The organism is Baekduia sp., assembly GCF_035996765.1.
GTDB lineage: Bacteria > Actinomycetota > Thermoleophilia > Solirubrobacterales > Solirubrobacteraceae > Baekduia.
In genome coordinates, this window is sequence record NZ_DASYJG010000009.1 from 81,488 (window position 1) to 105,710 (window position 24,223).

General features: G+C 70.9%; 24 protein-coding genes. 14 read left to right on the top strand and 10 right to left on the bottom strand.

Features of this window, described 5'->3' with window-relative positions; genetic code table 11:
* The first annotated feature begins 19 nt into the window (after positions 1 to 19).
* Genes VGO10_RS01835 through VGO10_RS01845 form a run of 3 tightly spaced genes read left to right on the top strand, consistent with a single transcriptional unit; the run spans position 20 to position 2,606 of the window.
* Entirely contained in the window at positions 20 to 874 is an 855-nt protein-coding gene (locus VGO10_RS01835) for a hypothetical protein (protein ID WP_327464547.1), read from the top strand.
* Complete coding sequence (locus tag VGO10_RS01840) at positions 871 to 1,413, top strand: RES family NAD+ phosphorylase (protein WP_327464549.1); 543 nt, start codon at positions 871 to 873, stop codon at positions 1,411 to 1,413. The genes VGO10_RS01835 and VGO10_RS01840 overlap by 4 nt, the downstream gene beginning before the upstream one ends.
* Positions 1,410 to 2,606, top strand: a complete 1,197-nt coding sequence (locus tag VGO10_RS01845; protein ID WP_327464551.1) for a cation:proton antiporter — start codon at positions 1,410 to 1,412, stop codon at positions 2,604 to 2,606. The genes VGO10_RS01840 and VGO10_RS01845 overlap by 4 nt, the downstream gene beginning before the upstream one ends.
* A 12-nt stretch (positions 2,607 to 2,618) precedes the next feature.
* Here the strand turns inward: VGO10_RS01845 and VGO10_RS01850 are convergent, their stop codons facing one another.
* On the bottom strand, positions 2,619 to 3,653 hold the full coding sequence (locus tag VGO10_RS01850) for a S1C family serine protease (RefSeq protein ID WP_327464553.1): 1,035 nt from the start codon (positions 3,651 to 3,653) through the stop codon (positions 2,619 to 2,621).
* Between the two features lie 112 nt (positions 3,654 to 3,765).
* On the opposite strand from VGO10_RS01850, the gene VGO10_RS01855 reads away from it, so the two are divergent.
* On the top strand, positions 3,766 to 5,214 hold the full coding sequence (locus tag VGO10_RS01855) for a carboxypeptidase M32 (RefSeq protein ID WP_327464555.1): 1,449 nt from the start codon (positions 3,766 to 3,768) through the stop codon (positions 5,212 to 5,214).
* A gap of 79 nt (positions 5,215 to 5,293) precedes the next feature.
* On the opposite strand, the gene VGO10_RS01860 is transcribed toward VGO10_RS01855, so the two are convergent.
* The 4 genes from VGO10_RS01860 to VGO10_RS01875 all read right to left on the bottom strand — a co-directional run bounded on the left by VGO10_RS01860 (position 5,294) and on the right by VGO10_RS01875 (position 10,090).
* Positions 5,294 to 6,775 carry a HAMP domain-containing sensor histidine kinase gene (locus VGO10_RS01860; protein ID WP_327464557.1) on the bottom strand — a complete coding sequence of 494 codons (1,482 nt, stop codon included), beginning with the start codon at positions 6,773 to 6,775 and terminating at the stop codon, positions 5,294 to 5,296.
* Positions 6,776 to 6,785: 10 nt separating this feature from the next.
* On the bottom strand, positions 6,786 to 7,490 hold the full coding sequence (locus tag VGO10_RS01865) for a response regulator transcription factor (protein WP_327464559.1): 705 nt from the start codon (positions 7,488 to 7,490) through the stop codon (positions 6,786 to 6,788).
* 140 nt (positions 7,491 to 7,630) lie between these two features.
* Complete coding sequence (locus VGO10_RS01870; RefSeq protein ID WP_327464561.1) at positions 7,631 to 8,347, bottom strand: hypothetical protein; 717 nt, start codon at positions 8,345 to 8,347, stop codon at positions 7,631 to 7,633.
* Positions 8,348 to 8,392: 45 nt separating this feature from the next.
* Positions 8,393 to 10,090: a cytochrome c biogenesis protein DipZ gene (locus VGO10_RS01875; protein WP_327464563.1), complete on the bottom strand. Its 1,698-nt coding sequence runs from the start codon at positions 10,088 to 10,090 to the stop codon at positions 8,393 to 8,395.
* 216 nt (positions 10,091 to 10,306) lie between these two features.
* Here VGO10_RS01875 and VGO10_RS01880 point away from each other — a divergent pair, with 216 nt between their 5' ends.
* Entirely contained in the window at positions 10,307 to 10,651 is a 345-nt protein-coding gene (locus VGO10_RS01880) for a response regulator transcription factor (RefSeq protein ID WP_327464565.1), read from the top strand.
* Here the strand turns inward: VGO10_RS01880 and VGO10_RS01885 are convergent.
* Positions 10,622 to 11,419: a hypothetical protein gene (locus tag VGO10_RS01885; protein ID WP_327464567.1), complete on the bottom strand. Its 798-nt coding sequence runs from the start codon at positions 11,417 to 11,419 to the stop codon at positions 10,622 to 10,624. The genes VGO10_RS01880 and VGO10_RS01885 overlap by 30 nt on opposite strands.
* 116 nt (positions 11,420 to 11,535) lie before the next feature.
* On the opposite strand from VGO10_RS01885, the gene VGO10_RS01890 reads away from it, so the two are divergent.
* Positions 11,536 to 12,330, top strand: a complete 795-nt coding sequence (locus VGO10_RS01890) for a HipA family kinase (protein ID WP_327464569.1) — start codon at positions 11,536 to 11,538, stop codon at positions 12,328 to 12,330.
* Positions 12,317 to 12,703, top strand: coding sequence for a DUF3037 domain-containing protein (locus VGO10_RS01895; protein WP_327464571.1), 387 nt, complete (start codon positions 12,317 to 12,319; stop codon positions 12,701 to 12,703). Before VGO10_RS01890 ends, VGO10_RS01895 begins: the two co-directional genes overlap by 14 nt.
* Positions 12,704 to 12,707: 4 nt before the next feature.
* Here the strand turns inward: VGO10_RS01895 and VGO10_RS01900 are convergent, their stop codons facing one another.
* Positions 12,708 to 13,100, bottom strand: coding sequence for a type II toxin-antitoxin system death-on-curing family toxin (locus tag VGO10_RS01900; protein ID WP_327464573.1), 393 nt, complete (start codon positions 13,098 to 13,100; stop codon positions 12,708 to 12,710).
* A gap of 24 nt (positions 13,101 to 13,124) precedes the next feature.
* Here VGO10_RS01900 and VGO10_RS01905 point away from each other — a divergent pair, with 24 nt between their 5' ends.
* Complete coding sequence (locus VGO10_RS01905; protein WP_327464575.1) at positions 13,125 to 13,403, top strand: hypothetical protein; 279 nt, start codon at positions 13,125 to 13,127, stop codon at positions 13,401 to 13,403.
* 61 nt (positions 13,404 to 13,464) lie between these two features.
* Here the strand turns inward: VGO10_RS01905 and VGO10_RS01910 are convergent, their stop codons facing one another.
* A complete protein-coding gene (locus VGO10_RS01910; protein ID WP_327464577.1) occupies positions 13,465 to 14,850 on the bottom strand; it encodes an FAD-binding oxidoreductase in 1,386 nt (461 codons plus the stop codon).
* 178 nt (positions 14,851 to 15,028) lie between these two features.
* Between VGO10_RS01910 and VGO10_RS01915 the strand changes: the two genes are divergently transcribed.
* Both VGO10_RS01915 and VGO10_RS01920 read left to right on the top strand, forming a co-directional pair.
* Entirely contained in the window at positions 15,029 to 16,540 is a 1,512-nt protein-coding gene (locus VGO10_RS01915; protein ID WP_327464579.1) for an MFS transporter, read from the top strand.
* Positions 16,541 to 16,589: 49 nt separating this feature from the next.
* Positions 16,590 to 17,033, top strand: a complete 444-nt coding sequence (locus VGO10_RS01920) for a MerR family transcriptional regulator (protein WP_327464581.1) — start codon at positions 16,590 to 16,592, stop codon at positions 17,031 to 17,033.
* A gap of 110 nt (positions 17,034 to 17,143) precedes the next feature.
* Here VGO10_RS01920 and VGO10_RS01925 read toward each other — a convergent pair whose 3' ends face one another.
* On the bottom strand, positions 17,144 to 17,596 hold the full coding sequence (locus tag VGO10_RS01925; protein WP_327464583.1) for a hypothetical protein: 453 nt from the start codon (positions 17,594 to 17,596) through the stop codon (positions 17,144 to 17,146).
* Positions 17,597 to 18,373: 777 nt separating this feature from the next.
* On the opposite strand from VGO10_RS01925, the gene VGO10_RS01930 reads away from it, so the two are divergent.
* On the top strand, positions 18,374 to 19,546 hold the full coding sequence (locus VGO10_RS01930) for a sensor histidine kinase (RefSeq protein WP_327464585.1): 1,173 nt from the start codon (positions 18,374 to 18,376) through the stop codon (positions 19,544 to 19,546).
* Positions 19,543 to 20,112 (top strand): response regulator transcription factor, encoded by a 570-nt coding sequence (locus tag VGO10_RS01935; protein WP_327464587.1) that lies wholly within the window; start codon positions 19,543 to 19,545, stop codon positions 20,110 to 20,112. The genes VGO10_RS01930 and VGO10_RS01935 overlap by 4 nt, the downstream gene beginning before the upstream one ends.
* Here VGO10_RS01935 and VGO10_RS01940 read toward each other — a convergent pair.
* A complete protein-coding gene (locus VGO10_RS01940; RefSeq protein ID WP_327464589.1) occupies positions 20,086 to 22,038 on the bottom strand; it encodes an alpha/beta fold hydrolase in 1,953 nt (650 codons plus the stop codon). The genes VGO10_RS01935 and VGO10_RS01940 overlap by 27 nt on opposite strands.
* A 189-nt stretch (positions 22,039 to 22,227) precedes the next feature.
* On the opposite strand from VGO10_RS01940, the gene VGO10_RS01945 reads away from it, so the two are divergent.
* Together VGO10_RS01945 and VGO10_RS01950 are read left to right on the top strand one after the other, a co-directional pair.
* On the top strand, positions 22,228 to 22,374 hold the full coding sequence (locus tag VGO10_RS01945; protein ID WP_327464591.1) for a hypothetical protein: 147 nt from the start codon (positions 22,228 to 22,230) through the stop codon (positions 22,372 to 22,374).
* A 32-nt stretch (positions 22,375 to 22,406) separates the two neighbouring features.
* Positions 22,407 to 24,223, top strand: a 1,817-nt coding sequence (locus VGO10_RS01950) for an AAA family ATPase (protein ID WP_327464593.1), incomplete at its 3' end; no start/stop codon positions are given.

Here is a 24,223-nt window from a genome sequence, read left to right on the forward strand (position 1 = left end):
TTGCGCTATTGTGAGGGCCATGCCGACTCTCGCCCAGGATCAAGCCCGAGCGACCGAGACCGCCCTTCACGCCAACGACATCGATGACGTGCTCTCCGCGATCGAGCGCCTCGTGCCGGATGCCGACGTGCGGCAGCTTGCGAGCTCCGCACGGCGCGCGATGCAGGGCAACCGCCCCGCCGTGCGCGACTACGTTCGCCGCTATCGCGAGCTCACAGCCGATGTGCTCGCCGCGACGCACGCGGCGCGGCCCGACATCGTGATGAAGGACGCCGACGGCAACCTGCTGGTCGCCGACGTCGAGGGCCGCCCCGCCCGCGCGCCGCTCGCCGCGCTCGACGAGGGCGCGGCCGGCGCCGTCTTCTCGAACTGGGTCGGCGCCTACGGTCCGGCCAACGGGCTCGCGTTAGACCTCGTCGCCCGCGTCCGCGCGACGCTGCCCGATACCGACGTCCTGACCATCCCGACGCATGCAGGCACCGCCCATTGGGATGTCGACGACACGGCGATGCTGTCGTTCCTCGCCGCCGTCCGCCAGGAGATCGCATCGCCCACGACGCCGCTCGACACGGCAGCCGAGACCTTGGCCCTCAGCGAGACCGAGCTCGGGTCGCTTTTCGGTGTCCGACGTCAGGCGATCTCCCAGTGGCGCACCGCCGGCATCCCGTCCTCGCGCGTGGCGAAGGTCACGACGGTCGCCTCGCTGGCCGACCTCCTCGCCCGCAAGCTGAAGGTCGAGCGCATCCCCGGCATCGCGCGCCGTCCCGCAGCCGCCTACGGTGGCCTCACCATGCTCGAGATGATCGCCGCGGACCGCCATGACGAGTTGCTGGCGCTCGTCCGTGCCTCGTTCGATCCTGCGCAGACCGCGTGAGGCGGCGCCACATCGCACGCAGCGGCCGGTACCTGCGCGTCGCCGACCCGCAGTGGAGCGATCCGCTCGATCCTGAACATGCCCGTGAGCGCGGCGGTCGCTGGAACCCGCCGGGCTCGTTTCCCGTGCTCTACCTCAACCGCGACCGTCAGACGGCGCGGCGCAACGTCGACCGGCTGCTCGCCGACCAGCCCTACGGCCCGGAGGACCTCGACCCCGGCGAGGCGTTTGTCCTCGTTGCGGTTGACCTCGCGGAAGCGCGTTACGTCGACGTGCTCACCGACGCGGGTTGTGCCTCGGCCGGCCTTCCCACGACCTACCCGAAGGACGCCGCGGGCGTGACGATCCCGCACGCAACCTGCCAACCGGTCGGGCGAGGCGCCTATGACGACCGCGAGCCGGGCATCGCCTGCCGCAGCGCCGCACCGGGCACGGCGCGCACCGACGAGGAGCTTGCGCTGTTCGCACGCGATCGCAAGCGGTGGCGCGCCGTGCAGCGCTGGGCATTCGACGACTGGTACTGGGGCGACCGCACATGACCGAGATCGCCGACTTCGCCACCATCGTCCTGATCGCCGCCGGCGGTTTCTCGCTGGCGATCCTCTCCACCCGGATCACGGACCATGTGCCGATTCCGGCGCCGGCGATCTTCCTGGTTGCCGCGGCGATCGCGTCGGATCTGTGGCCGTCGCTTTACGACGTGCCGATCAAGACCGTTGAGCGGATCGCGGTCGTCGCGCTGATCGTGATCCTGTTCAACGGTGGGATGGACATCGGTTGGCGGCGGCTGCGGCGCTCCGCGGGGCCGGTGCTGTCGATCGGGCTGCTGGGGACGTTCGCGACCGCGGGGCTCGTCGCGCTCTTCGCCCATGCCGTGCTCGGCATGAGCTGGATGACCGCCGGGCTGATCGGCGCCGCGCTTGCGCCGACCGATCCGGCGGTGATGTTCTCGGTGCTCGGCGGGCGAGAGATCGAGGGCCGCTCGGGGACGATCCTGGAGGGTGAGGCGGGCGTCAACGATCCGGCCGGGATCGCGTTGATGATCGGGATGATCGAGTTGGCCACCCACGACGACGCGACCGCGTGGGTGATCGTGCGCGAGTTCGGCGTCGAGATGGTCGTCGGCGCGGCCCTGGGCCTGGCGGGCGCCGCCCTGCTGATCCCGCTGCTGCACCGGGTGCGTCTGCCGAGCGACACACTGCACGCCGTCTTCGCGCTGAGTGCGGCCGCGACGCTCTACGGCGTCACGTCGGTCGCGCACGGCTCAGGCTTCCTGGCCGTGTTCCTCTTCGGCCTGCGGCTGAGCGACGTCGAGGTCGCCCATCAGCGCGAGATCGTGCGCTTCGGTGCCACGCTGGCGACGCTGGCCGAGGTGGTGGTCTTCGTCGCCCTCGGCCTCACGATCCATCTCGACATGCTGAGCACCCGTGACTGGCTGGAGGGCGCGGCGATCGCCGTCGTGCTCGGGCTGGTCGTGCGCCCGGCGGTCATCGCCGCCACGCTGGCCCGTGCCGACCTGCGAGGCAACGAGAAGGCGTTCATCGCCTGGAGCGGATTGAAGGGCGCGGTGCCGATCCTGCTCGCCGCCTTCGGGGTGCTGCAGGCGGTCGATGAAGCCGACCGCATCTACGGGATCGTGTTCGTGGTGGTGTTGGTCTCGGTGCTCGGCCAGGGCACGCTCGTGCCGGCGGTGGCGCGGCGGCTCGGAATCCCGATGCACGCCGCGCCGTAGGCCCTCCCAGACCTAATAGCCGCCGGGGAGCGCGAGCTCAGGGACGGACTGGTCCTGGCTGCCGTAGGGGTCAGCCTGCTGGTCGCCGTATGGGTCGGCCTGCTGGCTGCCGTCCTGCTGCTGTTGCTCGAGCTGCTGCTGAAGCTCCTGCTGCAGCTGCTGATCCTGTTGTGGATCAACCTGGCCCTGCTGGGGATCCTGCGGATCCTGTTGGCTCTGCTGCGGGTCCTGCTGGGTCTGCTGCGAGTCGCTCTGGGCCGGCGTGCTCGTCGGGTTCTCGGCGAAGGCCTGCACCAGCTTGGACGGGATCGCGAAGCCGATGCCGACGTTGCCCGACTCGCCCGAGGACGACGTGCCGGCCGAGGCGATCTGCGAGTTGACGCCGACGACCTTGCCGTCAGCATCGAGCAGCGGGCCACCCGAGTTGCCGGGGTTCAACGCGGCGTCGGTCTGGATCGCACCGGGGATCGTGGCGCCACTGGGAGCCTGGATGTCGCGGTTGAGCGCCGAGACGATGCCGCTGGTCAGCGTGTGGTCCAACCCATAGGGGTTGCCGATGGCGTACACGTTGTCGCCGACCTGCATGTTGGAGGAGTCGCCGAAGGAGAGCGCGTGAAGCTTGGTCGAGCCCGGGTCGACCTTGAGCAGGGCGAGATCCTTGGAGGCGTCGGCGCCGAGGACCTGGGCGGTCTGCTCCTTGCCGCTGGTGCCGAGCTTGACGGTCACCGAGGTGGCGCCGTCGACGACGTGCTCGTTGGTGATGATCTTGCCGTCGCTGGAGACGACGAAGCCCGAGCCGGTGGCGGTGCCCTGAGCGGTCTGGGCGCTGATGTAAGCCACGGCATCCTTGGCACCGTCGTAGACGTTCTTGGCGGTGTCATCGGTGGTCGCGGCGACCGGGCGGACGGTGCCGCGATCGGCGGCGGCCGTGGTGGCCATGGAGGAGGTGCCGTGGCCGTCGACGACGACCGCGGCGACGCCCGCGCCACCGGCACCCGCGATGAGGGCGCAGGCGCCGAAGGCGGCAAGCTTTGAGGAGGGGGTCATGGCAACACTGTGCGCCGGTGCGCTTGCCTCAGCATCAAGAACGCCCTAAGCGCGCATAAGTCTCTGTCCTCAGGGTTCTCCCAGCTGTTGCCCACGCCATAGGCTGTCGGCCATGCCCGCCGCCCTCGACGCCCTCCGCGCCCGGCTCGCCGAGCTGGCCGACCTCTCGCTGCTCGGCCACCTCGCCTTCTGGGACCAGCGCACGATGATGCCGCCCGACGGCGGGCCCGACCGCGCCGACCAGGTCGCGACGCTCTCGCGCCTGCACCATGAGCGCGCGACCGCCGACGAGGTCGGTGGCTGGCTCGATGCGCTCGACGCCGCGACCGCCGATCTCGACGAACTGGACCGCGATCTCATCCGGCTCGCGCGCCGCGACTACGACCGCCAGAAGCGCGTCCCGGGCGACCTCGCCGCCGAGCTGGCTCAGGCCTCTGCGGCCGGCCAGGACATCTGGGAGGCCGCGCGCGCGGCCGACGACTACGCCAAGTTCGCCCCGGCGCTGGAGCGCAACGTCGAGCTCGCGCGCGCCTACGCCGACTGCTTCGAGGGCTACGCCGGCCCCTATGACGCGCTGCTGGCCGACTACGACTACGGGTTGACCGCGGAGCGCATCCAGGAGGTCTTCGGCGCGCTGGGCAGCGCGCTGCCGCCGCTGGTCTCCGAGCTGTCGGCGCGCCCGCAGCAGCCGCCGCTGGAGCCGCCGATCGCAGCCCAGGAGCGTGCCGTCGCCGCCGTGCTGCGCCGCTTCGGGGTCCGCGACGGCAGCTGGCGCCTCGACGTCTCCAGCCACCCCTTCTCCACCAACATCGGCCAGCGCGACAGCCGCATCACGACCCGCTACGAGGACGGTCAGCTGGAGTCATTGCTCGCCGCGATGCACGAGTTCGGCCACGCGCTCTATGACCGCCAGATCGCGCCGGAGCTCGCCCGGACGAGCCTCGGCGACGGGACCTCGATGTCGATCCACGAGTCCCAGAGCAAGTTGTGGGAGAACCACGTCGGCCGCCATCCGGCCTTCGCGCGCGTGCTGGCCCAGGAGCTGACCAGCGCCGGCTTTGCCGCCGACGCGACCGCCGTGCACGCGACGCTGACCGCGGTGCGTCCGTCGCTGATCCGCGTCTCGGCCGACGAGACGACCTACCCCTTGCACATCGTCCTGCGCTTCGAGCTGGAGCGCGCGCTGGTCGAGGGCACGCTCTCGGTCGCCGACCTGCCCACGGCGTGGAACGACGGGATGCAGCGGCTGCTCGGCGTCGCGGTGCCCAGCGACGCCGACGGCGTCCTGCAGGACGTCCACTGGTCCTCGGGCGCGTTCGGCTACTTCCCCAGCTACGCGTTGGGGTGCATGATCGCGGCGCAACTGTGGGAGACGCTGGAATCCGAGCTCGGCGCGCAGGACGACGCGCTGGCCGCCGGCGACGTGGTGGCGATCCAGGGTTGGCTGGGCGAGAAGGTCCACCGCCACGGCCGTCGGTTGGACACCGAGCCGATCGTGGAGTCGGCGACCGGCCGCGGGCTCGATCCGGCGCCGTTCCTGCGCCACCTCGGCTCGCGCTGAGCCACCGGCGTCGAGGGACGATTTGTGGGTCTAGAGCGACCATAAGTCGTCCCTCGATGGCCCTTGGTGGTTGGGCGGGTCAGGTTGCCGCGGGCGTGGCGGTGTCGGTGGGCGTCGGGCGCGACGCGGCCGCCGGGCCGGTGGGCAGTCGGACGGTGAAGCGCGCCCCGCCGCCCAGGGCGTTCTCGGCCTGCACCTCGCCACGGTGGGCCGCAACGATGCCGGCGACGATCGCGAGGCCCAAGCCGGAGCCGGCCTTGCCGCGCTCGCGGCCGGATTCGGCGCGCCAAAAGCGCTCGAAGAGCTCACCGTTCTCATCGATCGGCAGACCCGGCCCGTGGTCGCGGACCTCCAGCACACTGCTGGTGCCGTCGTCGCGGACATCGACCTCGATCGGTGTTCCGGGCGGTGTGTGGACGAGCGCGTTGCGCAGCAGGTTGGCGAAGACCTGACGGAGCTGATGCGGATCACCCGGAATCGTGACCTGGCCGCTGGAGCGCAGGTCGATCGCGCGGTCGGGCGCGGTGGCGCGCGCGTCGTCGACGGCGTCGCCGGCCAGCCGCGCGAGGTCGACGTCCTCACGGATCAGATCCCGCACTTCGTCCAGGCGGGCGAGCGTCAGCAGATCCTCGACCAGCACGCCCATCCGCGCGGCTTCTGACTCGATCCGGCGCATCGCCTTCTCGGTGTCGGCGGGGTCGCGTGCCGCGCCGATCCGAAAGAGCTCCGCGTAGCCGCGGATCGAGGCCAGCGGCGTGCGCAGCTCGTGCGACGCGTCGGCGATGAAGGTGCGCAGGCGATCCTCGGAGGCGCGCTGCTTGGCAAACGCCTCCTCAAGCCGCTCGAGCATCCGGTTGAGCGCGAGGCCGAGCCGGCCGACCTCGGTGCGCGGCTCCGCCGGGTCGACGCGGCGCGAGAGGTCGCCGGCGGCGATCGAGCCCGCGGTGACGCCGATGCGCTCCAGCGGACGCAGCCCGATCCGCACCAGCCACCATGCCAGCGCGCCGAGCGCGAGCAGGATGCCGGCGATGACCAGCGCCTCGATGCGCAGGAGCCGGTGCAGCGTCGCGTCGGCGTCGGCCAGCGGGACCGCCGCGCCGCGGATGGTGCCGTCGCTCGTGCGAGGCGAGGTCGCGACGCGGTAGCGCGTACCCGTGTTGGAGGCCTTGATCGTCGTGATGGTGCCGGCCGCGAGCTTCTTGGGCAGCGCCGGCGCGGTGGTCGAGTAGCAGGTGGAGAGGCAGGCCTCGTTCGAGGTCGTCCCGGCCGCGTTCTGCTCGAAGGTCCAGGTCCCGCCGGCGGGCCCGGCAGCCCCGTGGTCATCACCGTCGGGACCGCCACGGCCGGCAGGTGGGCCGTATCCCGAGCCGGCGCCGCCGAAGCCCGGCCCACGTGGCGGCTCGGCGCCCAGCGGCACGCGCCCGGTCGCCGCCTTGGCCTGCTGGTCGACGCGGTCATAGAGGAAGTGGCGCTGCTCGACGTAGGTGACGCCGGCAAGCAACACGAGGCCGACCGCGGCCAGGACGAGGAGCCCTGCGACGAGACGGATCCTAAGCGACACGATCCCGCCGCTACACCCTCGGCGCCCGCAGCGCGTAGCCGACGCCGCGCGCCGTGTGGATCAGCGGCGACCCGTGCCGGTCGATCTTCTTGCGCAAGTACGAGATGTAGGTCTCGAGCACGCGGGCGTCGCCGCCGAAGTCGTAGTCCCAGACCTGGTCGAGGATCTGCGCGCGCGTCAGGACGCGGCGCGGGTTGAGCATCAGGTAGCGCAGCAGCCGGTACTCGGTCGCGGTCAGCTCGATCAGCTCGCCGTTGCGGGTGACCTCGCGCGTGTCCTCGTCGAGCTCGAGGTCCTCGAAACTGAGCCGGCTGGTCTCGGGCTGCGAGAGGCCGGCGCGGCGCAGGATCGTGCGGATGCGCGCGACGAGCTCCTCCAGGCTGAACGGCTTGGTGACGTAGTCGTCGCCGCCCATCGTGAGGCCGCGGACCTTGTCCTCGGTCGCATCGCGGGCCGTCAGGAAGATGATCGGCACCTGAACGCGATCGGCGTTGAGGCGGCGCGCGATCTCGAAGCCCTCCATGTCGGGGAGCATCACGTCGAGGACGAGGAGGTCGGGCTTGAACGACGCCACCGCCTCCAGCGCAGTGCGGCCATCTCCGGCGGACTCGACGGTGAAGCCCTGGAAGCGCAGCGCCATCGAGATGACGTCGGCGATGTTGGGCTCGTCATCGACGACGAGGACGCGGTGGCTCTCTGGCGTGGCGGTGGTCATCACGCTCTTCAGTGTCGACGCACTTCCTCAGAGGTTCCTGGGAAACGTCCGGGAGCCTCCTGCGAAGTGTGATGGTGGACTGCGAGGCCGAGTGTCCTGGCCCTGTTTCGCCGTCATCGCACGGTCCGGCCCCCAGGACACTAGCGGTGATGGCGCGGCACGCCGGCCGCCTGGCCCTGCTTGTCGAAACGCGGACCGCCCGCGGGCGGCGTCCGGTTGACGAGATCGTCGAGGTGGTCGCTGAGCTCTTTGAGGATCTTGTCGCGCTGGTCGCTGGTCAGCTTCTTGTCGGTCACGGCCTGATCGAGCTCTTTGGTGACGCCGTCGGTGATGGCCTTCTTGACGTCGTCGAGGCTCTTGCCCTGGTCCTTGGCGACGTCGGCGATCGACTTGCCGTCGCGGAGCTTGGTGACCAGGTCGTCACGCTGGAGTCCGAGAGCGGTGGCTGCCGCGTCCAGGGCGCCGCCGGGGCCCATCTTGAACATGAGGCCGGGCCCGCCGAAGCCTCGCCCGGGGCCGCCGGGACCGTGACCGCCAGGACCCCCGTGCGGGCCGCCGACACCTGGACCGCCGAGCACGCTTCCGTCCTTCGCCCTGCGCGCCTTGATCGCGTCGGCTTGCGCTTGGGTGAGCTTGCCGTCCGTGACGGCTTGGTCGAGCTGGCTGTCCTCGGCCGCGCCGAGCGCTGAACGCAGCGCGTCCGGTGTGACGTTCAGCCGCTTGGCCGCATCGGTGAGGATCGACTGTTCAGCCTTCTGGCGGTCATCGTCACCTCCCGATGCCGCGATGGCCGCTCCTCCGCCGGCTCCGGCGGCAAGGACGGCGGCGGACACCAGGACATAGCGCTTGACCTTCATCGCGGCAGCATCGCCTACGCGCCTTAAGGGAGCCTGAGAGTTGGATTACCCGAAGGTGAAGGCATACGCCGAGGTGCCTGGTGAGAACGTGAGCTTGAGCCCGTGTCGGCCGCTGGCCGGGAACGAGGCGAGCGTGTACAGCCGCTGCGTGGCGACCGTGATGCGGCGGGGCGGCTCACCGTCGACGCTGACGTCGACCGCGCCCGGCCGTGAGGCCGACGGCGGGCTCAACACGAGGTAGACGAAGCGTGCCTGGACGGTCGCCTCGAGCGTCGCGCCGGCCTGCGCGGTCGCCGGCTCGTCGCCGATCTTCCACGTGCCGCCGAGCGCGAAGCCGTTGACCGGCGGGGCGCTGCTCGGCAGCTTGTAGGTCTTGGTTCCGGACTGTGGCGCGGTCCCGACGAAGCCCTGTGCGCGGGCCGCACCGACGTAGGTCTCCGGCGTGGCCTGCAGGCCGACCGGCGTGATGCCCGTCGGGTGCGAGCGGGCCGCGCTGATCTTGGCGCCGCGCTCGGCCAACAGTGCGCGGATCGCCGACTCCGACTTGCCATAGTCGCCCTCGCCGAAGTGCGTCTCGCGCACCTGACCGTCGGCGTCGATGAGGTACTCGGCCGGCCAGTACTGGTTGCCGTAGGCGTTCCAGGTCGCAAGGTCATTATCTTGGACGACCGGGTACTTGATGTGGTTGCTCGCGATCGCGCGCTGCACGTTGCCAGCGTCGTGCTCGAAGCCGAACTCCGGCGCGTGGACGCCGACGATCGTCAGCCCCGCCGAGCGGTAGCGCTTGTCCCACGCCTCGAGGTAGGGAAGCGTGCGTAAACAGTTGATACAGGTGTAGGTCCAGAAGTCGATCAGCACGACGCGGCCACGCAACGCCTTCAGCGACAAGGGCTGTGAGTTGAACCAGCGCTGTGTTCCGGTGAAGTCCGGGGCGGTCCCGAGATCGGGTAGCGAGGACTTCGGCCCGGTCTCGACCTGCGCCTTGGCGCTCTTGCTCGCGGAGTCGAACTTCGGTGCGCCACGGAGGTCGCGCAGGCGATCCTGGACTGCCGTCGAGGACTCCAGGCCACCGGTCAGCGTGGCCGAGGACGTGTGGCGCGCCAGCGCGGTCTCGAACTGGGTGTCGAGGCCGACGATGAACGCGAGCGCGGTCAGCAGCATCACCGCGCCCAGCGCGCGCTGGACGCGGAGGGCGCCGGCGCGGCGCAGCGGCTCGAGCACCCGCCGGCCGCCGAGCGCGATCGCGCCGAGCACCAGCGCCGAGCCGGCGACGTAGGCCAAGGCGACGGCTACCGTCCGCCCCGTCACCGCCGAGACCGACACCACGGCCGCCAGCACCGGCCCGGCGCACGGCGCATAGACGAACCCGAGCGCGCCGCCGACGACCAGGCCCGACCAGAAGCCGTCGCCCGCGCGCCGCGGGCCAAGACGGCTCAGCGCCGCCAACGGGCGCTCCAGGCGCTCGGCGATGCTCGGGACGATCGCCGCGACGCCGGCGACCACGAGCACCACGATTCCGAGGTTGCGCAACGTCGTGCCGTCGAGGCCGAGGTGGCGCAGCAGCACGCCGCCGCCGATGATCGACACCAAGAACGTCAGCGACAGACCGAGGACGATCGCCAGCGGCCGGCGCCGGCCGCCCGCCGCACCCGCCGACAGCAGCGCGGGCAGGACCGGGAGCGCGCACGGGCTGAGCGCCGTGCCGGCGCCGATCAGCGCGCTGAGGAGGATCAGGATCACCATGTCGTCTCTCGGATCAAAGCGCGCACGACCGTGCGTCTGCGCCGGTCCCCCATCCGTTACGCCCGCTCGCGCAATGTCGCAGCCAGTTGGCGCTGGTGCTGCCATCGGCCGCGCAGGCGCGGTAGCTCTCCAAAAGCTGATCGGACATCCACGCGGACGTGTGGTGTTAACCCCACGTTGCAAAGCTCCGCGGATGGGCACGCTTGAGGTGTGCCCATGAAGCTCCTCATCGTCGACGACCACCCGAGCTTCCGCTCGGCCGCACGCCTCCTCCTCGAGCATGAGGGCTTCGACGTCGTGGGTGAAGCCGAGGACGGCGTCAGCGGTCTTGCCGCCACGACCGCGCTCTCTCCCGACGTCGTCCTGTTGGACATCAACCTGCCCGACCTCGACGGCTTCGACGTCGCCTCGCGCATCTGCATCGACCACGCGGCGCCGAAGGTCGTGCTGACCTCCAGCCGCGACCCGCGTGAGTTCGGGCCGCTCGTCGGCCGCAGCGGCGCCAACGGCTTCATCCCCAAGGGTGAGCTGTCAGCCGCGCGCATCTGCGCACTGCTCTAGACCCCTGCGCTTCTGAAGCTGTGCCCAAAGCTCGACGCCGACCAGCACGATCGCCGGCGGGACCGTGGCCGGCAGCACGTCAACGACGAGGAAGAGCTGGTCCCACGCGAGCGAGACAACGACGAGCGCGAGCATCGGCACGAGCTGCGGACGCTTCTGCGCCGCGAGGATCCCGCCGAGCACCGCAGCGGCAAAGAAGTCGCCGTAGCCCAGGCTCGCGTAGTGGAAGCTCGCCGACTGCAGCTGCGGCAGCCCGGCGCCAGGCTGTGCGGCGACGAGCACCGCGTTGGGCGCTTGGAGCGTGTTGCCGAAGACGAGGATCGCGTCAGAGATCGCCATCGCGATCAACCCGAGCTTGAGCAGGATCAGCGGCGCGGCCCCGGCGAGCAGACGACCGAGCGTGACGCACGAGCCGACGATCAGCACGATGGTCGCAAGCTCACCGATCCGCGTCTCCCGGTCGGCCCAGGCGAGCGCGAGCAGCGGCACCGCCAGCGGCGCCAGCCACCAGCGCGCGCCGCGCATCGCCCAGCCGAGGGCGAGCGCACAGCCGGGCGGGACCAGCAGCAGCGCGACCCACGTCAGGACGTCGGCGCTCTGCGGAACCTCGTTGATCGCCACGATCACGACGACGATGCAGAGCGGCAGGACCAGCGCCCAGGCGCCGCCGCGGAAGCGCTGCAGCGCGCGCGGGACGCCGGCGGCGGGCAGCGCGACGCACGCGGCCTGGGCCACCGTCAGGACCATGTTGTCGGCCTCGAACCACACGGGTGCGCAGGACCGTAGCGGGCGTCCGTGTCGAGCAAAGGGTCCATATGACCCGTTGCTCGACACGCAGCCGCGCTCCCCGCTCCCCGCGCCCGACCGTTACCGTCCCGCCTTCGATGGGCGACCCGACCACCGCACTGACCCCGCTGCGCTCCGTGCGCGCCACGCGCTACGTCACGCCGCTGCGCGAGGGCGGCTCGATGCCGGGCCTCGTCGAGGCCGACGACGACGGGTTGTACGTGGTCAAGTTCCGCGGCGCGGGCCAGGGCCTGAAGGCGCTGATCGCCGAGGTGGTCGTCGGCGAGGTCGCCCGCGCGCTCGGGCTGCGCGTACCGGAGATCGTGCTCGTCGAGGTCGATCCGCTGCTGGCGGCGGCCGAGCCGGACCCCGAGATCCAGGAGCTCGTGCAGGCCAGCGGCGGCAGCAACGCGGCGCTGGACTTCCTGCCCGGCGCGCTGCCCTTCTCCCCCGCCGCGCCGGTCGGTGTAACCGCGGAGCTGGCCGCCGACATCGTGTGGTTGGACGCGCTGAGCGCCAACGTCGACCGCACGCCGCGCAACCCCAACATGTTGATCTGGCACGAGCAGCTGTGGCTGATCGACCACGGCGCCGCGCTCTATCGCCACCACGCCGCGACGTGGCCGCAGGGCGCCGCCACGGCCACGTTCCCGCTGATCGCCGACCATGTCCTGCTGCCGTTCGCCGGCTCGATCGCCGAGGCCGACGAGCGTTTGGCACCGCGGCTCGACCGCGCGGTCTTGGAGCGCATCGTCAGTGCCGTTCCCGACGACTGGCTCGGAGACGACGCGGCGCTCGCGCGCGAGATCTACGTGGACTACTTCGCCAAGCGCCTCACCGCTCCGCGCGCGTTTGCGGTCGAGGCCGAGGAGGCACGCCGTGCCCTCGCCTGACGACGCCTTCCAGTACGCCATCTGGCGCGTCGTGCCCAGCGTCGAACGTGGCGAGGCGCTGAACGTCGGCGTCGTCGTCTACTGCCGCCGGCGCCAGTTCCTGGCGGCGCGGGTCTTGGTCGACGAGGCTCGGTTGCGGGCGCTCTCCCCCGACCTCGACGTCGACGCCATGCGCCGCCACCTCGACGGCATGGTCCGCGTCGCCGCAGGCGACCCCGACGGCGGCACGATCGCGACGATGCCGCAATCCGAGCGCTTCGGCTGGCTCACGGCGGCATCGTCGACGAGCGTCCAGCCATCCCCGATCCACACCGGCCTGTGCGGAGACCCACAGGCGGTGCTGGATCGGTTGTACACGCGGTTGGTCGCCTGACCGGTCAGCGACCGCCAAGCTTCTCTCCGACCCACACAGCGAAGTCCTGCTCGGAGAGCTCGCGCGCTGCCAGCCGCTCGAAGGTCTCGGCGACCTCATCCTGATCAAGATCCGACGGCCATTCCTGACCGTTGCGTCGCAGGAACTCGATCATCGCCAGGAGCGCGAGCCGCTTGTTGCCATCGAGCAGCGGGTGGTTGCGGACGATGCGCGAAGCAAGGATCGCCGCGCGGACGGCGAAGCCATCGTAGAAGTCACGACCGCCGAAGCTCGCGAAGGGTGCCTGGAGGGCCGAGTCGGCAAGGCCGAGATCGGTCGTTCGTGCGAGCACCTCCGCCGAAACGCCAAGCACATCCTCGGCGATCAGCAGGAGATCCTCGACCTGGATCCTCCGCATAAGCCTCGGAATTCGGTATCGAGGTTGCGTGATACCGAGGTGGCTGGTACGGTGCGTTTCTGCATTGGCCGCAACCTGCCAGGAGGGGTGTCACAGATGAAGTCCATGACGTTGCGACTCAGCGACGACATCGCCGCGGAGCTCGACGCTGTGGCTCGCGTCGACGGGACCACCGTCGCCGATCAAGTCCGTTCCGCGATCGAAGATCGCATCGCGGCGCGCCGCGCCGACAAGGAGTTTCAGGCTCGGCGCCGCAAGGCGCTCGAGGAGAACAAGGCCGCGCTCGAACGGCTCGCGCGGTAACGGCGTCGAAACGCGTGCGGCGCACCGCCACCCTCGTGGCGGTGCGCCGAGGCCCTGACCGCTAGGCCGCCGGCTGGACCTCGTGGTTGGCGTGGATGATGTTGTGCGGGTCGTAGGTGGCCTTGACGGCCTGCAGCTCGCGGAAGGTCTCGTCCTCGAACGTGGTGCTCACGTCGGTGGGTGACTCGGCGAAGTTGAGGTAGGCGCCTGGCGCCACCCACGGCGTGAGCGCGCCCTTGAGCTGCTTCAGCGCTCCCGGGATCGCCGCGGCCAGCTCCGGCGTCGCCGGCACGCCGACGGCGAAGAAGACGTATGGCGCGTCGATCCGCGAGCGGGCGCCCGCGCCCGGCGCGATACGGCCCAGCGCGCCGCCGAGCTGACGGAGCTCGACCGCCAGCAGTGGTGACCCCGACTTGTGCCCAGCCAGCTCGATCATGGTGTCGATCGTCTCGGCGGTCACGTCGCTGAGCAGCGCGTGGTCGCCGATTCCCGGGACCGGGTGCTCGGGATCCATGTGAAGGTGGCTGAGCGCGACGGGTGGCGCGGCGGCGAACATGTCGATCTCCGGGCCCAGCGCGCGCAGCGGCGCGAGCACCTCGTTGGCGTAGGCATCGGAGCCGATCACCGCGCCATCGATGACGACGAACTGACGGCCGCGCACGACCTCCGGAATGTCCGGGAACGGCGGGACCTGCAGGATCCGCGCCGCTGTCGTGGCCGTCTCGGGCGCGTCCAGCGTCCACTCACGCCAGGCGTGGAGGACCTCGGACGCCCGCTCCCACGGCCACAGCATCGCGCCGGCGTAGAGCTCGGGCGCGGCGATCAACGTCAGCTCCATGTGCGTGATGACCGCCGGGCTGCCCGTGCCGCCACGCAGCGCCCAGAACAGCTCCGGGTGGTGCTCGGCGTCGACGTGCAGCTGCTCGCCATCGCCGGTGACGACGTCGAAGGACAGGACCGAGTTACAGCACATGCCGAAGGCGCGAGCGAGCCAGCCGATGCCGCCGCCCAGCGTGTAGCCGACGAGGCCGACGTCGGGCGAGGAGCCCGCCAGCGCGGCGAGGCCGAGCTCGGAGGCGGGCGCCGTCAGGTCGGCACACAGCGCACCGGCCTCGACGCGAGCGGAGCGGCCCTCGAAGTCGATCTCGACGCCGCGCATCAGGCGCGTGTTGAGCAGGATCGACTCGTCGACGCCGGCGCGGGCCTGGGCGTTGTGGCCGGTGCCCTGCGGCGCGACGCGCAGGCCCTCTTGGCGGGCGAAGCGCACGACGGCCGCGATGTCGTCGGCCGTGCGCGGCTCGGCGACGAAGACCGGGCGCTGGTCGGCCATCAGGTTCCACGCCATGCGGGCGTCGTCGTACCCGGCGTCGTCGGGGGCGTGCAGGTTGCCGGTGAACTGCGAGCGGAGGGTGTCCAGCGCGACGGCGGGACGGGCGGAAGCGAGCAAGGGAAGACCTCGGGGAGACGGGGTGGGGAGAACTGATGCTGATCCTGGACGCCGTCGCCGGCCGCCGCATCAGGGTTCCCCCTGGTCGCTGCCTGGGGTGCGGACAACCGCACCCGGCAACCTGGCATCTAATTGACGTTCACGTGAAGTAGAAGTTTGGGTATCATCGAACTACCTGATGTCTGAAGTCCTCTCCTCCCCACGTCCCCGTCGCCGCCTCGGTGTCGATGCCGACCACGAGCACTACAAGTGGTGGGCGCTGAGCTGCACCAGCCTCGGCATGCTGCTGGCGACCATCAACTCCGGCACGCTCGTGATCGCGCTGCCCGACCTCGAGAAGGCCCTTGGCGTCGGGCTGCTCACGCTCGTCTGGGTGATCCTCGCGTTCATGATCGCCTCGACGGTGCTGGTGCTGACCTTCGGGCGGTTGAGCGACATCTTCGGCCGCAAGCGCGCGTTCGTCGCCGGCTTCGTCGTCTTCACCCTCGCCTCGCTGGGCGCGGGCTTCGCGACCGGCGGCACCGATCTGATCCTCTGGCGCGTCGTGCAGGGCATCGGCGGCGCGCTGCTGTTCGCCAACGCCAGCGCGCTGGTCACCGACGCCTTCCCGCGCGAGCAGCTCGGCGTCGCGATGGGCACCAACGTGATGGTCGCGGGCGTCGGCCTCGTCCTCGGCCCGGTGCTCGGCGGCGCGCTCGTCGAGATCTCCTGGCACTGGGTCTTCTGGTTCAACGTGCCGTTCGGGATCGCCGGCTCGCTGTGGGCGGCATCCGTTCTGCGCGAGCTCGTCCGCCCCGAGGCCGACCATCGCTTCGACTGGTGGGGCACGCTCACCTTCGTCGTCGGCCTGACGGGGTTGACCTACGGCATCTCGCGTGGCGGGATCGTCAGCTGGAACGACGCGCATACGATCGTCGCGCTGGCGCTTGCCGTCATCCTGCTGCCCGCCTTCATCGTCATCGAGCGCCGCGTGCCGTCGCCGATGCTCGATCTCACGCTCTTCGCCGACCGCGGCTTTGCCGCCGCGACCGGTGCCGCCTTCCTGGCCGGCCTGTCGCGCTTCGCGCTGACCTTCGTCTTCGTTCTGTACTTCCAGGGCGCGCTGGGCGACGACCCGATCCTGGCCGGCGTCAAGCTCGCGCCGCTCGCGCTGGGCATGCTGATCTCCTCGCCGCTGGCCGGCGCCTACGCCGACCGCCACGGCGCCCGCGCGCTCGCGGCGATCGGGATGGTCGTCAGCGCGATCGGCCTGATCGGCATGACGACGCTCGGCACCGGCTCCTCTTATTGGCTGGCGGCCACGTGGCTGCTGATCAACGGGCTGGGCTCGGGCATGTTCAACTCCCCCAACACGGCCGCGATGATGGGCTCGGTGCCCGTGCACCGGCGCGGCATCGCCGGCGGCACGCGGATGATGTTGCAGAACACCGGCTCGGTCCTGTCGATCGCGTTCGTGCTGGCGATCGTCACCGCCGCGGTGCCGACCAAGGTGTTGTTGTCGATCTTCTCCGGCGTCAGCTCTGGATTGTCGGATGCGGCGCTGGCGCCGTTCATCCACAACATGCACGTCGCCCTGTGGGTGCTGGCGGGCACCGCGATCCTCGGCGCCGGCGTCTCGCTGCTGCGGCCTACGCGTGAGGCCCAGGCGCAGGCCGACGCGGTCGCCGAGGCGGCGAGGGTCGCCGCATGATGACCCAAGACCGGACAGCCAACGAGTCCAACATCATGCGGTCAGCCGCATGAGCACCGAGACCGTCAGCGAGCTGCGCATCGGCGAGGTCGCCAAGCTCGTCGGCACCACCACGCGCACGATCCGCTACTACGAGGAGATCGGGCTGCTGACCGGCGGCGGCGACCGTGAGGCCGGGCGCCATCGTCTCTACGCCGACGCCGACGTCGAGCGGCTGCGCGAGGCGCTGCGCCTCAAGGCACTGCTCGGCGTCAGCCTCGACGAGCTCAAGGAGCTGCTCGAGGTCGAGGACGCACGCGGAGCGCTGCGCGACGAATGGCACCACGGCAACCCGGACCGCGACCGCCGCCGCGAGATCCTGGACCAGGCGCTCGGCCACATCGAGCGCCAGCTCGACCTCCTCGCCCACCGCCGCGCCGAGATCGCCAAGCTCGAACGAGAGCTCGAGGAGCGCCGGCGCAGCTTGCGCGCCAGGTTGGCCGAGCACGGCTGAGGCACCGGCGCGCCCGCGCCGAGGTCAGGCGAGCACGGTCGAGGCGCCCGCACTGGGGCGGTGGACGGCCGGGTCACGCTGGTGTTGCCGCGGCCCGGCCGTCCCGCTGGTTAGCGCTGTCGGCGTGCGGCGGCAGCGCTGTAGGCGCCGATGAGGCGGTCTACGGCTGCGGCGGCGTGACGGTCGGCGGTGATCTCGGCCATCAGGTCGGCCGCGATCGGCTCGCCGTCTTCGAGGGCGTCGAGGCGGTCGCGGTTGGTGGCGCCGAGGTCGAGGCGGCGACGGGCGAGCTGCTTGGCGAGGTCGTCGGTCAGGACGATCTCGAAGGTGTCGGCCTTGGCGATGGTGGCATTGGGGTCGAAGGCGACTGTGGTGATGAGGTCGATGGCGTCCTGGAAGCGCATCGCCAGTCCGTACTGGGCTTCGGGGCTGTAGTCGAGGAAGTCCTCGAAGTACTCGTGGTTGAAGACCAGGATGTTCTTGGCCTGCACGCGTAGGACGTCGGCCGTGTGGCGGTCGACGGTCAGCTTGACGCGGGCAGGGGTACGCTGCGGGGTGCTCATGGGAGTTATGGCTCCTTTGGGTCATGCCCCCGGCCGTTGACGCGGCGCGGGGGTGCTGTTGTTTGGATGAGGGCGGAGCGTATCGGGGTGGGTGGATGGATTTTCCTGACTGCGCAGAATCGTTGCGATGTTTGGCAGATGCTGTCCGAACGCCGACATCACCAACAACTGTCTGGTGCTCGCGTGGCGGGTTGGATTCGTGGCGTCAGGGACGTGCGGGTAGCGGACCGCCCGAGACTGACGTCGTGGGGCGCTGATCGCGGGGCGTGCGCTGGTGTGTTGCGAGCGCTCGGGTCGCGCATCTGCGTGGGCGTTCCGCGCAGGCGTTGGTCTGGGTGATGGGCGTGGTCTGTTCGGCATCGAGGGGAGTGAGCGGGATCGGCGGCGCTCGACGTTGACTCGTCGTCCGCTGGCGCCCGGGCGGGCGTTCCTAACGCACTCGAGATCCATGTCGTTTAGACCCCGCATATCGGGGTCTAAACGACATGGATCGATGGCCAGTCGCGCGTCGGAGCGTTGGCAGCGCGAGAGCGTCGGGACGAGTCGGCGATCCGTGATGTCGCCATCCGCGCGACGCCCGTTCGGTGCCCACACAATTGGACGCACGAGGCAGCGCAACACTTTCACCCAACGCCCCAGGCCACACGAGCGTGGTGGCGATCGTCACGGAGCGCCGCCCAGCCAGCCACACCCCGCACTCCACCCCACCAAGCGCCTCTCTCACTTCTCTGTCACGCCGTTCAGGAACCCTTGAGGTCCGCATGGGAGGGTCAACCCGTGACCAGCAGACAACGCGACCGCGGGACGCCGGCCGTCCTGCGCGGCCCGCCCCGCTGGTTCGAGCTGCTGACGATGACCCGCCTGCTCGGCGCGGCGTTGGCGATCGCGCTCCTGCTCGCGCATCGCGTCACCCACCACGACCCGCTGCTGGCGCTGATCACGCTGGCATGGACGCCGCTCAGCCTGCTGATCCTGCGCCAGACCCAGGACGCGCCGTGGGCACCGGCGGTGTGGGCGCTGGACGCGTGCGCCGCGTTTGCGCTCGTGCTTGGCGGCGGCGACTGGCGCAGCCCGTTCTATGTCTTCGCGCTGACGACGCTCGTCCTGCCCGCGACGTCGCCGCCGTGGCGCCGCGCGGTCGCGTGGGGCCTTTGCTTCTCGGCCGCCTACGGCGCCGTCGCGCTGCTCACCGAGAAGCTGCCCGACGACACGCTGACCAACACCATCAGGTTGGAGACCCTGGCCACGCACCTCTTCGTCCCGGTCATCGTCACGACCACCCTCGCCTACTCGAGCCTGCTGCTCGAGCGGCTGCGCGCCGCGCGCGGTCAGTCCGAGCGTCTGGCCCTGCAGGCCGAGCGCCAGCGCATCGCCTGGGAGCTGCACGACTCAGCCAAGCAGCGTGTCCACGCCGCGCACCTGATGCTCACCGCGCTCGACGGCGCGGTCGCCGACGGCCCGCACCGGCAGTTGCTCGACGGCGCCGTCGGCGAGCTGCGCGCCGCGACCTCCGACATGGAGACCAGCGTCGCCGAGCTGCGCACGCCACTCGACGGCCGGCCGGTCGACGTGCTCCTGCGCGAGCGTGCGGCCGAGCTGTCGCAGACGGGCGTGGCGCGCATCGACGTCACGGGCCGCCTCCCCACGCTGCCGCCGCTGGTCGCCGCCCACACCTACCGCATCGCCGCCGAAGCGCTCACCAACGCCGTCCGCCACGCCGGCTGCTCGGCGATCTCGGTGACGCTCAACGGCGCCCCCGACGCCGTCACGCTCACCATCGCCGACGACGGCGTCGGCATGCCCGACGTGCCGCGCCCCGGCGGCAACGGCCTGCGCTCGATGCACGGCCGCGCCGAGACGATCGGCGCACAGCTGCACATCGGTCCCGGACCCGGAGGGCGCGGCACGGCCGTCGCCCTCGCTCTCCCCCACCCCGGAGGTTCCCCATGATCCGCCTGCTCATCGTCGACGACCACCCCGCCATGCGCGCCGGCCTGACCGCGGTGCTACGCGCCGAGCCCGGCATCATCCCGCTCGGCACCGCCTCCTCGGAGGAGGATCTCGCGCCCACGCTGACGCGCACCCGGCCCGACGTCGTCCTGTTGGACTATCACTTGCCCGGTGCCGATGGGCTGAAGCTCTGCCGCCGGCTCAAGCGCGCCGTCCCGGCACCCGCGGTCTTGTTGTACTCCGCCTACGCCGACAGCGCGATGGTGGTCCCCGCGATCCTGGCGGGCGCTGACGGCCTGCTCAACAAGAGCGCACCCGCCCCGGAGCTCTTCGACGCGCTGCGTGCCGTCGCCCGTGGCGACCGTGTCCTGCCGCCCGTCCCGCGGGAGCTGCTGGAGGCCGCAGGCCAGCGGGTCGACCCCGAGGACCTGCCGATCCTCGCGATGGTCATCGACGACACGCCGCTGGGCGACGTCGCCGACGCGCTGCGTGTTCCGGCGCGTGACATCTCGCGCCGGCTCGACGGGATGATCGAGCGGCTACGGGTCGAGATCGCGGCGGTGTAGCGCGAGCTGCCGGCGGATGAGCGCCCGACTCGGGATGCGCACGGCCGCCGGGACGCGACCACTCCCGCGCGCGGCCGTCGCGCCGTGGGTGCTCGGCGCGTAGCGCACGGCGCGCCCGCCGAGGCGGCCGGTCACGGTGCCCTTGGCGCTGATGCGCAGCGTGCCGTCCAGGCGACCGGGACCGTCGACGGTCACGGTCCCGGCGTCCTCGGTCTCTGACGCGCGCAGCACCCCGCTGACGCGCAGGCCGGGCACCAGCTCATAGCGGTGCAGCCGCAGGTGGGCACCGTCCGAGGAAGCCGAAAAGCGCCCACCACGCAGGCCGCCACCCTGGAGGCGCGTGTAGCCGGCATAGAGCGTCTGCAGCGCCGAGATCTGCGCGTCGACGATCGTGTCCAGCGCCGCGAAGAGCAGCCGGCCGCGGTCGCCGGCGACGCCGGGCGCGCGGCGGTAGGCGGCAATCGACTTGGCCGGCCGCGCCAGGACGCCGACCGCGTTGTCCTTGCCCGCGCACGGCGTGCCGATCTCCCGGCCGTCGGCGAAGCGCTTCAGCGCCCGCGCCGCGCAGCCGGTGATGTCGGAGTCGAGCACGTCGTGGCCCGTGCCGGCGACCGTCAGCAGCTGCCCGTGGGGCAACTGCCCCAACAACTCTTTCGAGTTCTCCAGCGGCGTGCGCGTGTCGAGGCGGCCGCTGAGCAGCAGCGCCGGGACGTCGGGCAGCGGCGCGGTCGACGGAGCTGCGGGCATGTCGCCCAGCGGCCAGCGCAGGCAGTCGTGAGCCAGGGACGTGTCCACGACCGCCGCGCGGCTGAACGGCGCGAAGGCGCTGTCGGGCACCCCGTCGACGCCATGGCGCCACAGCGTCCAGCGGTCGGGATAGGGCGTGAGCAAGGTGTAGGGGAGCTTCACGTCGGCGCAGGTCGTGGCGACGTTGAGCGTCGCGCTGAGCTCGCGCACCGGCACCGCCGGCCCCTGCGCCAGCCGGCGCATCCGCAGCAGCGGCGCCGCATCGCCGGCGCCGGCTGCGGCGATCGCGCCCGGCAGCGCCGCCTGCATGAAGGGGTTGAGATCCCCCGACATGATGATCAACAGCAGTTCGGACTCGTCGTGGATCGCCGTCTCGTGCGGCACGCCGCGCAGATCCGGGATCGTCCCGCGCAAGGGCGCCTGGGCCAGCTTGCGCGTCAGCGTGCCGAGGTCGGCGACCGGATCCTTGGTCGCCGCCGCGCAGCGAGCCCCCGCGCACTGCTCGGCCAGGACGCGCGGCAGTCGCTGGAGGGTGTCCAGGAAGTAGGCGTCGATGCCGTCGGGCCCGACGACCGAGTCGAGGATCAGCCCGTCGGTGCTGGCCGGAAACTGGCGCGCGTACTGCACGGCGACGTAGGTGCCGTAGCTGACCCCCATCAGCTCGAGTTTCGGCGCGCCGAGCGCCTGGCGCAGCGCCTCGATGTCCTGCGCCGAGTCGGTCGTGGCGTAGAACTGGCGCGCCGGGCCCAGCGCGTTGGCACACGACTCGACGATCCGGGTGTTGACGACGTCGAGCGTCCCCAGCGCTTGCAGCGGCCCGCAGCGCAGCGCGCCGGAGTCGCCGGTGCCGCGCTGGTCGAGCAGGACGAGGCGCCGGTGCGCCAGCGCCGGGGCGAGCGAGGCGCGGAAGGAGTCGGCGAAGGCGACCGAAGGCTGGCCCGGGCCGCCCGAGAGCGCCAGCAGGAAGCCGTCGGCGCCCTTGCGTGGGCGCTCGACCGCCACCGAGAGGTGCACCGTCCCGGGCACCTTTGCGGAGCGATCCAGCGGGACCGACAGGGTCGCACACCGGAAATCGGTGGCTTTGGGGCATTTGTGCGTCGTCAGCGCCTCAGCGGGATGCGCGCCGGCGACCAGAAAGCCCAACAACCCAATGAGAGCAAGGAGAACGGCGCGCGACATCGAGCGCGCAACCGTACTCGCTGCAACCGCTCAGGATCGACCGCGGCGGTCGAAAGCTCGAGCAATCGACCAACGTCTTGGACGAACGGCCGATTGAGCCCGACGCCCGATCGGTCGATGCCCTCCGCAATGAGGGACGACTTCGCCGTACGCTGCACCGCCTGCGAATTCACCTGGAACACCCCGGCCATGGCCGACGGTCTCCGGGTGTTGGGCGCCTGCCCGAAGTGCAAGGGCGAGCTCGAGTTCCGCGACACGCCAGAAGTCATCATCGCGGCCCTTCCGGCCGACACCGCCGCGGCACCGCACATGGTGTTGGGCATCCCGCGCATCTAGGCGCTCGGGCCACACGCCACTACCCTTCGCCGATGGAGCACGAGGGGAGCACCGGAGCGAAGCTCGCTCCGGCGAACGCCAACGCCAGCAACCGCGAGGCCCTGGCCGGAGAATGGCGGCGTCTCTCACGCGCAGCGACCTTCGTCGCGATCTTGACCAGCCCGGCCTTCATGGCCGTCCTGATCGGCGCCAACGGCTGGTCGTGGTTCTGGGCGCTGCTGCTGACGATCGTGGCCGTCAGCGCCTTCCGCGGCCTCATCGACATCGTCGCGCACCGCTTCATCCCGCGGCCGAGCCTCTACGGGGCCGATCGCGAGGCGCTGATGGACGACGCCACGGCCCGTCGCAGGGTGTGGTTCTGGCGCGGCAAGTACAAGCTGGCGCTGTGGATCGCCGCGTTGATCTTCGGTGGCCTGGGGACCATCGCCCTGATCGCCGGCCAGTCGATCCCGGAGCTGCTTTCGGGCATCTGGGACGCGCTGACCGAGCCGCGGACGCTGGCGACGATCATCACGCTCGGCATCCAGCTGCCGCTGTTCTTCTTGTTCAACTTCCTGATCCTGATGGGGCCGATGCTGTTCTTCGGCCTCAAGCAGATGAAGGGCTACGAGCCCGGCGACGCCGACTGGGGCGTGCGCCTGGAGGACGTGCGCGGCCAGAAGGAGCCCAAGGAGGACGTCACCCGCGTCATCGAGCTCTGGCAGGGCGGCGAGGACTTCCGCAAGGCCGGCGGCAAGCCCGAGCGCGGGCTGCTGTTCATCGGCCAGCCGGGCACGGGCAAGACGATGCTGTCCAAGGCCATCGCCACGTCGTTCAACTCGCCGATCGTGACGATGCCGGGCTCGGGCTTTGCCCAGACGTTCATCGGCATGGACGTCATCGTGGTGATGTTCCTGATCCGCAAGGCGCGCCGCCTCGCTCGCAAGTGGGGCGGCCAGTGCATCATCTTCATCGACGAGATCGACGCGGTCGGCCTGCGCCGCCAGGCACTGGGCAACGCGATGGTCGGCATGCAGCCGCTCTTCTCCGACCTCGACCAGCCGCGCTACTACGGGCCGTGGGGCGCGATCTCGGCCTCGGGCGATCTCATCTGCGAGAACCGCGAGTGGCGCGAGCACCTCTTCGCCAGCCGCGCGCCCGGCACCGTCCAGGTGCTGCCGCCGGCCCTCGCGAGCTTCTACGGCCACATCAACAACTTCATCGGCGGGATCGGCGGCATGGGCGGGATGGGCGGCGGCGGCATGGCGCTCAACCAGCTGCTGATCCAGATGGACGGTGTCGACGAGCCCAAGTTCTGGGCGAAGTTCTGGACCAACCGCATCAACAACCTGCTCGACGCCAGCTACCTGGTCCCGCGCACGCTCCTCGGACGAAGCCTACGGCTGCGGTCGCCCAAGCCACGGCCCGAGCAGATCTACTTCATCGGGGCGACCAACGTGCCGATCGAACGCCTCGACCCCGCCCTCATCCGCCCGGGCCGGATGGGCCGCCACGTCTGGTTCCGCACGCCGAGCAAGCGAGACCGGCTCGACATCTTCGACCTGTACCTGACCAAGGTCTCTCACGACGAGGACCTCGACACCGAGCGCCGCCGCGACGAGCTGGCGCGCGTGACCAACGGCTATTCCCCGGCGATGATCGAGCAGGTCTGCTCGATGGCGCTGACGATCGCCCACCACGACGGGCGGATCGCGTTCAGCTGGGAGGACATCGTCGAGGCGATGACGACGATCGAGTCCGGCACGGCCATCGGCGTCGACTACATCGAGGACGAGACGCGCGCCGTCGCGATCCATGAGGCCGGGCACGCCGCCGCCAGCCACGTGTACATGCACGACGTCCTCTCGAC

What these genes read in the sequence shown, in the direction of transcription:
- VGO10_RS01890 (WP_327464569.1), top strand. Translation starts at nt 11,536, where the DNA reads ATGGGCGACCCGACCACCGCACTGACCCCGCTGCGCTCCGTGCGCGCC.
- VGO10_RS01925 (WP_327464583.1), bottom strand. Translation starts at nt 17,596, where the DNA reads ATGAGCACCCCGCAGCGTACCCCTGCCCGCGTCAAGCTGACCGTCGAC.
- VGO10_RS01870 (WP_327464561.1), bottom strand. Translation starts at nt 8,347, where the DNA reads ATGAAGGTCAAGCGCTATGTCCTGGTGTCCGCCGCCGTCCTTGCCGCC.
- VGO10_RS01935 (WP_327464587.1), top strand. Translation starts at nt 19,543, where the DNA reads ATGATCCGCCTGCTCATCGTCGACGACCACCCCGCCATGCGCGCCGGC.
- VGO10_RS01880 (WP_327464565.1), top strand. Translation starts at nt 10,307, where the DNA reads ATGAAGCTCCTCATCGTCGACGACCACCCGAGCTTCCGCTCGGCCGCA.
- VGO10_RS01835 (WP_327464547.1), top strand. Translation starts at nt 20, where the DNA reads ATGCCGACTCTCGCCCAGGATCAAGCCCGAGCGACCGAGACCGCCCTT.
- VGO10_RS01945 (WP_327464591.1), top strand. Translation starts at nt 22,228, where the DNA reads ATGGCCGACGGTCTCCGGGTGTTGGGCGCCTGCCCGAAGTGCAAGGGC.
- VGO10_RS01900 (WP_327464573.1), bottom strand. Translation starts at nt 13,100, where the DNA reads ATGCGGAGGATCCAGGTCGAGGATCTCCTGCTGATCGCCGAGGATGTG.
- VGO10_RS01915 (WP_327464579.1), top strand. Translation starts at nt 15,029, where the DNA reads ATGTCTGAAGTCCTCTCCTCCCCACGTCCCCGTCGCCGCCTCGGTGTC.
- VGO10_RS01875 (WP_327464563.1), bottom strand. Translation starts at nt 10,090, where the DNA reads ATGGTGATCCTGATCCTCCTCAGCGCGCTGATCGGCGCCGGCACGGCG.
- VGO10_RS01855 (WP_327464555.1), top strand. Translation starts at nt 3,766, where the DNA reads ATGCCCGCCGCCCTCGACGCCCTCCGCGCCCGGCTCGCCGAGCTGGCC.
- VGO10_RS01850 (WP_327464553.1), bottom strand. Translation starts at nt 3,653, where the DNA reads ATGACCCCCTCCTCAAAGCTTGCCGCCTTCGGCGCCTGCGCCCTCATC.
- VGO10_RS01920 (WP_327464581.1), top strand. Translation starts at nt 16,590, where the DNA reads ATGAGCACCGAGACCGTCAGCGAGCTGCGCATCGGCGAGGTCGCCAAG.
- VGO10_RS01845 (WP_327464551.1), top strand. Translation starts at nt 1,410, where the DNA reads ATGACCGAGATCGCCGACTTCGCCACCATCGTCCTGATCGCCGCCGGC.
- VGO10_RS01865 (WP_327464559.1), bottom strand. Translation starts at nt 7,490, where the DNA reads ATGACCACCGCCACGCCAGAGAGCCACCGCGTCCTCGTCGTCGATGAC.
- VGO10_RS01940 (WP_327464589.1), bottom strand. Translation starts at nt 22,038, where the DNA reads ATGTCGCGCGCCGTTCTCCTTGCTCTCATTGGGTTGTTGGGCTTTCTG.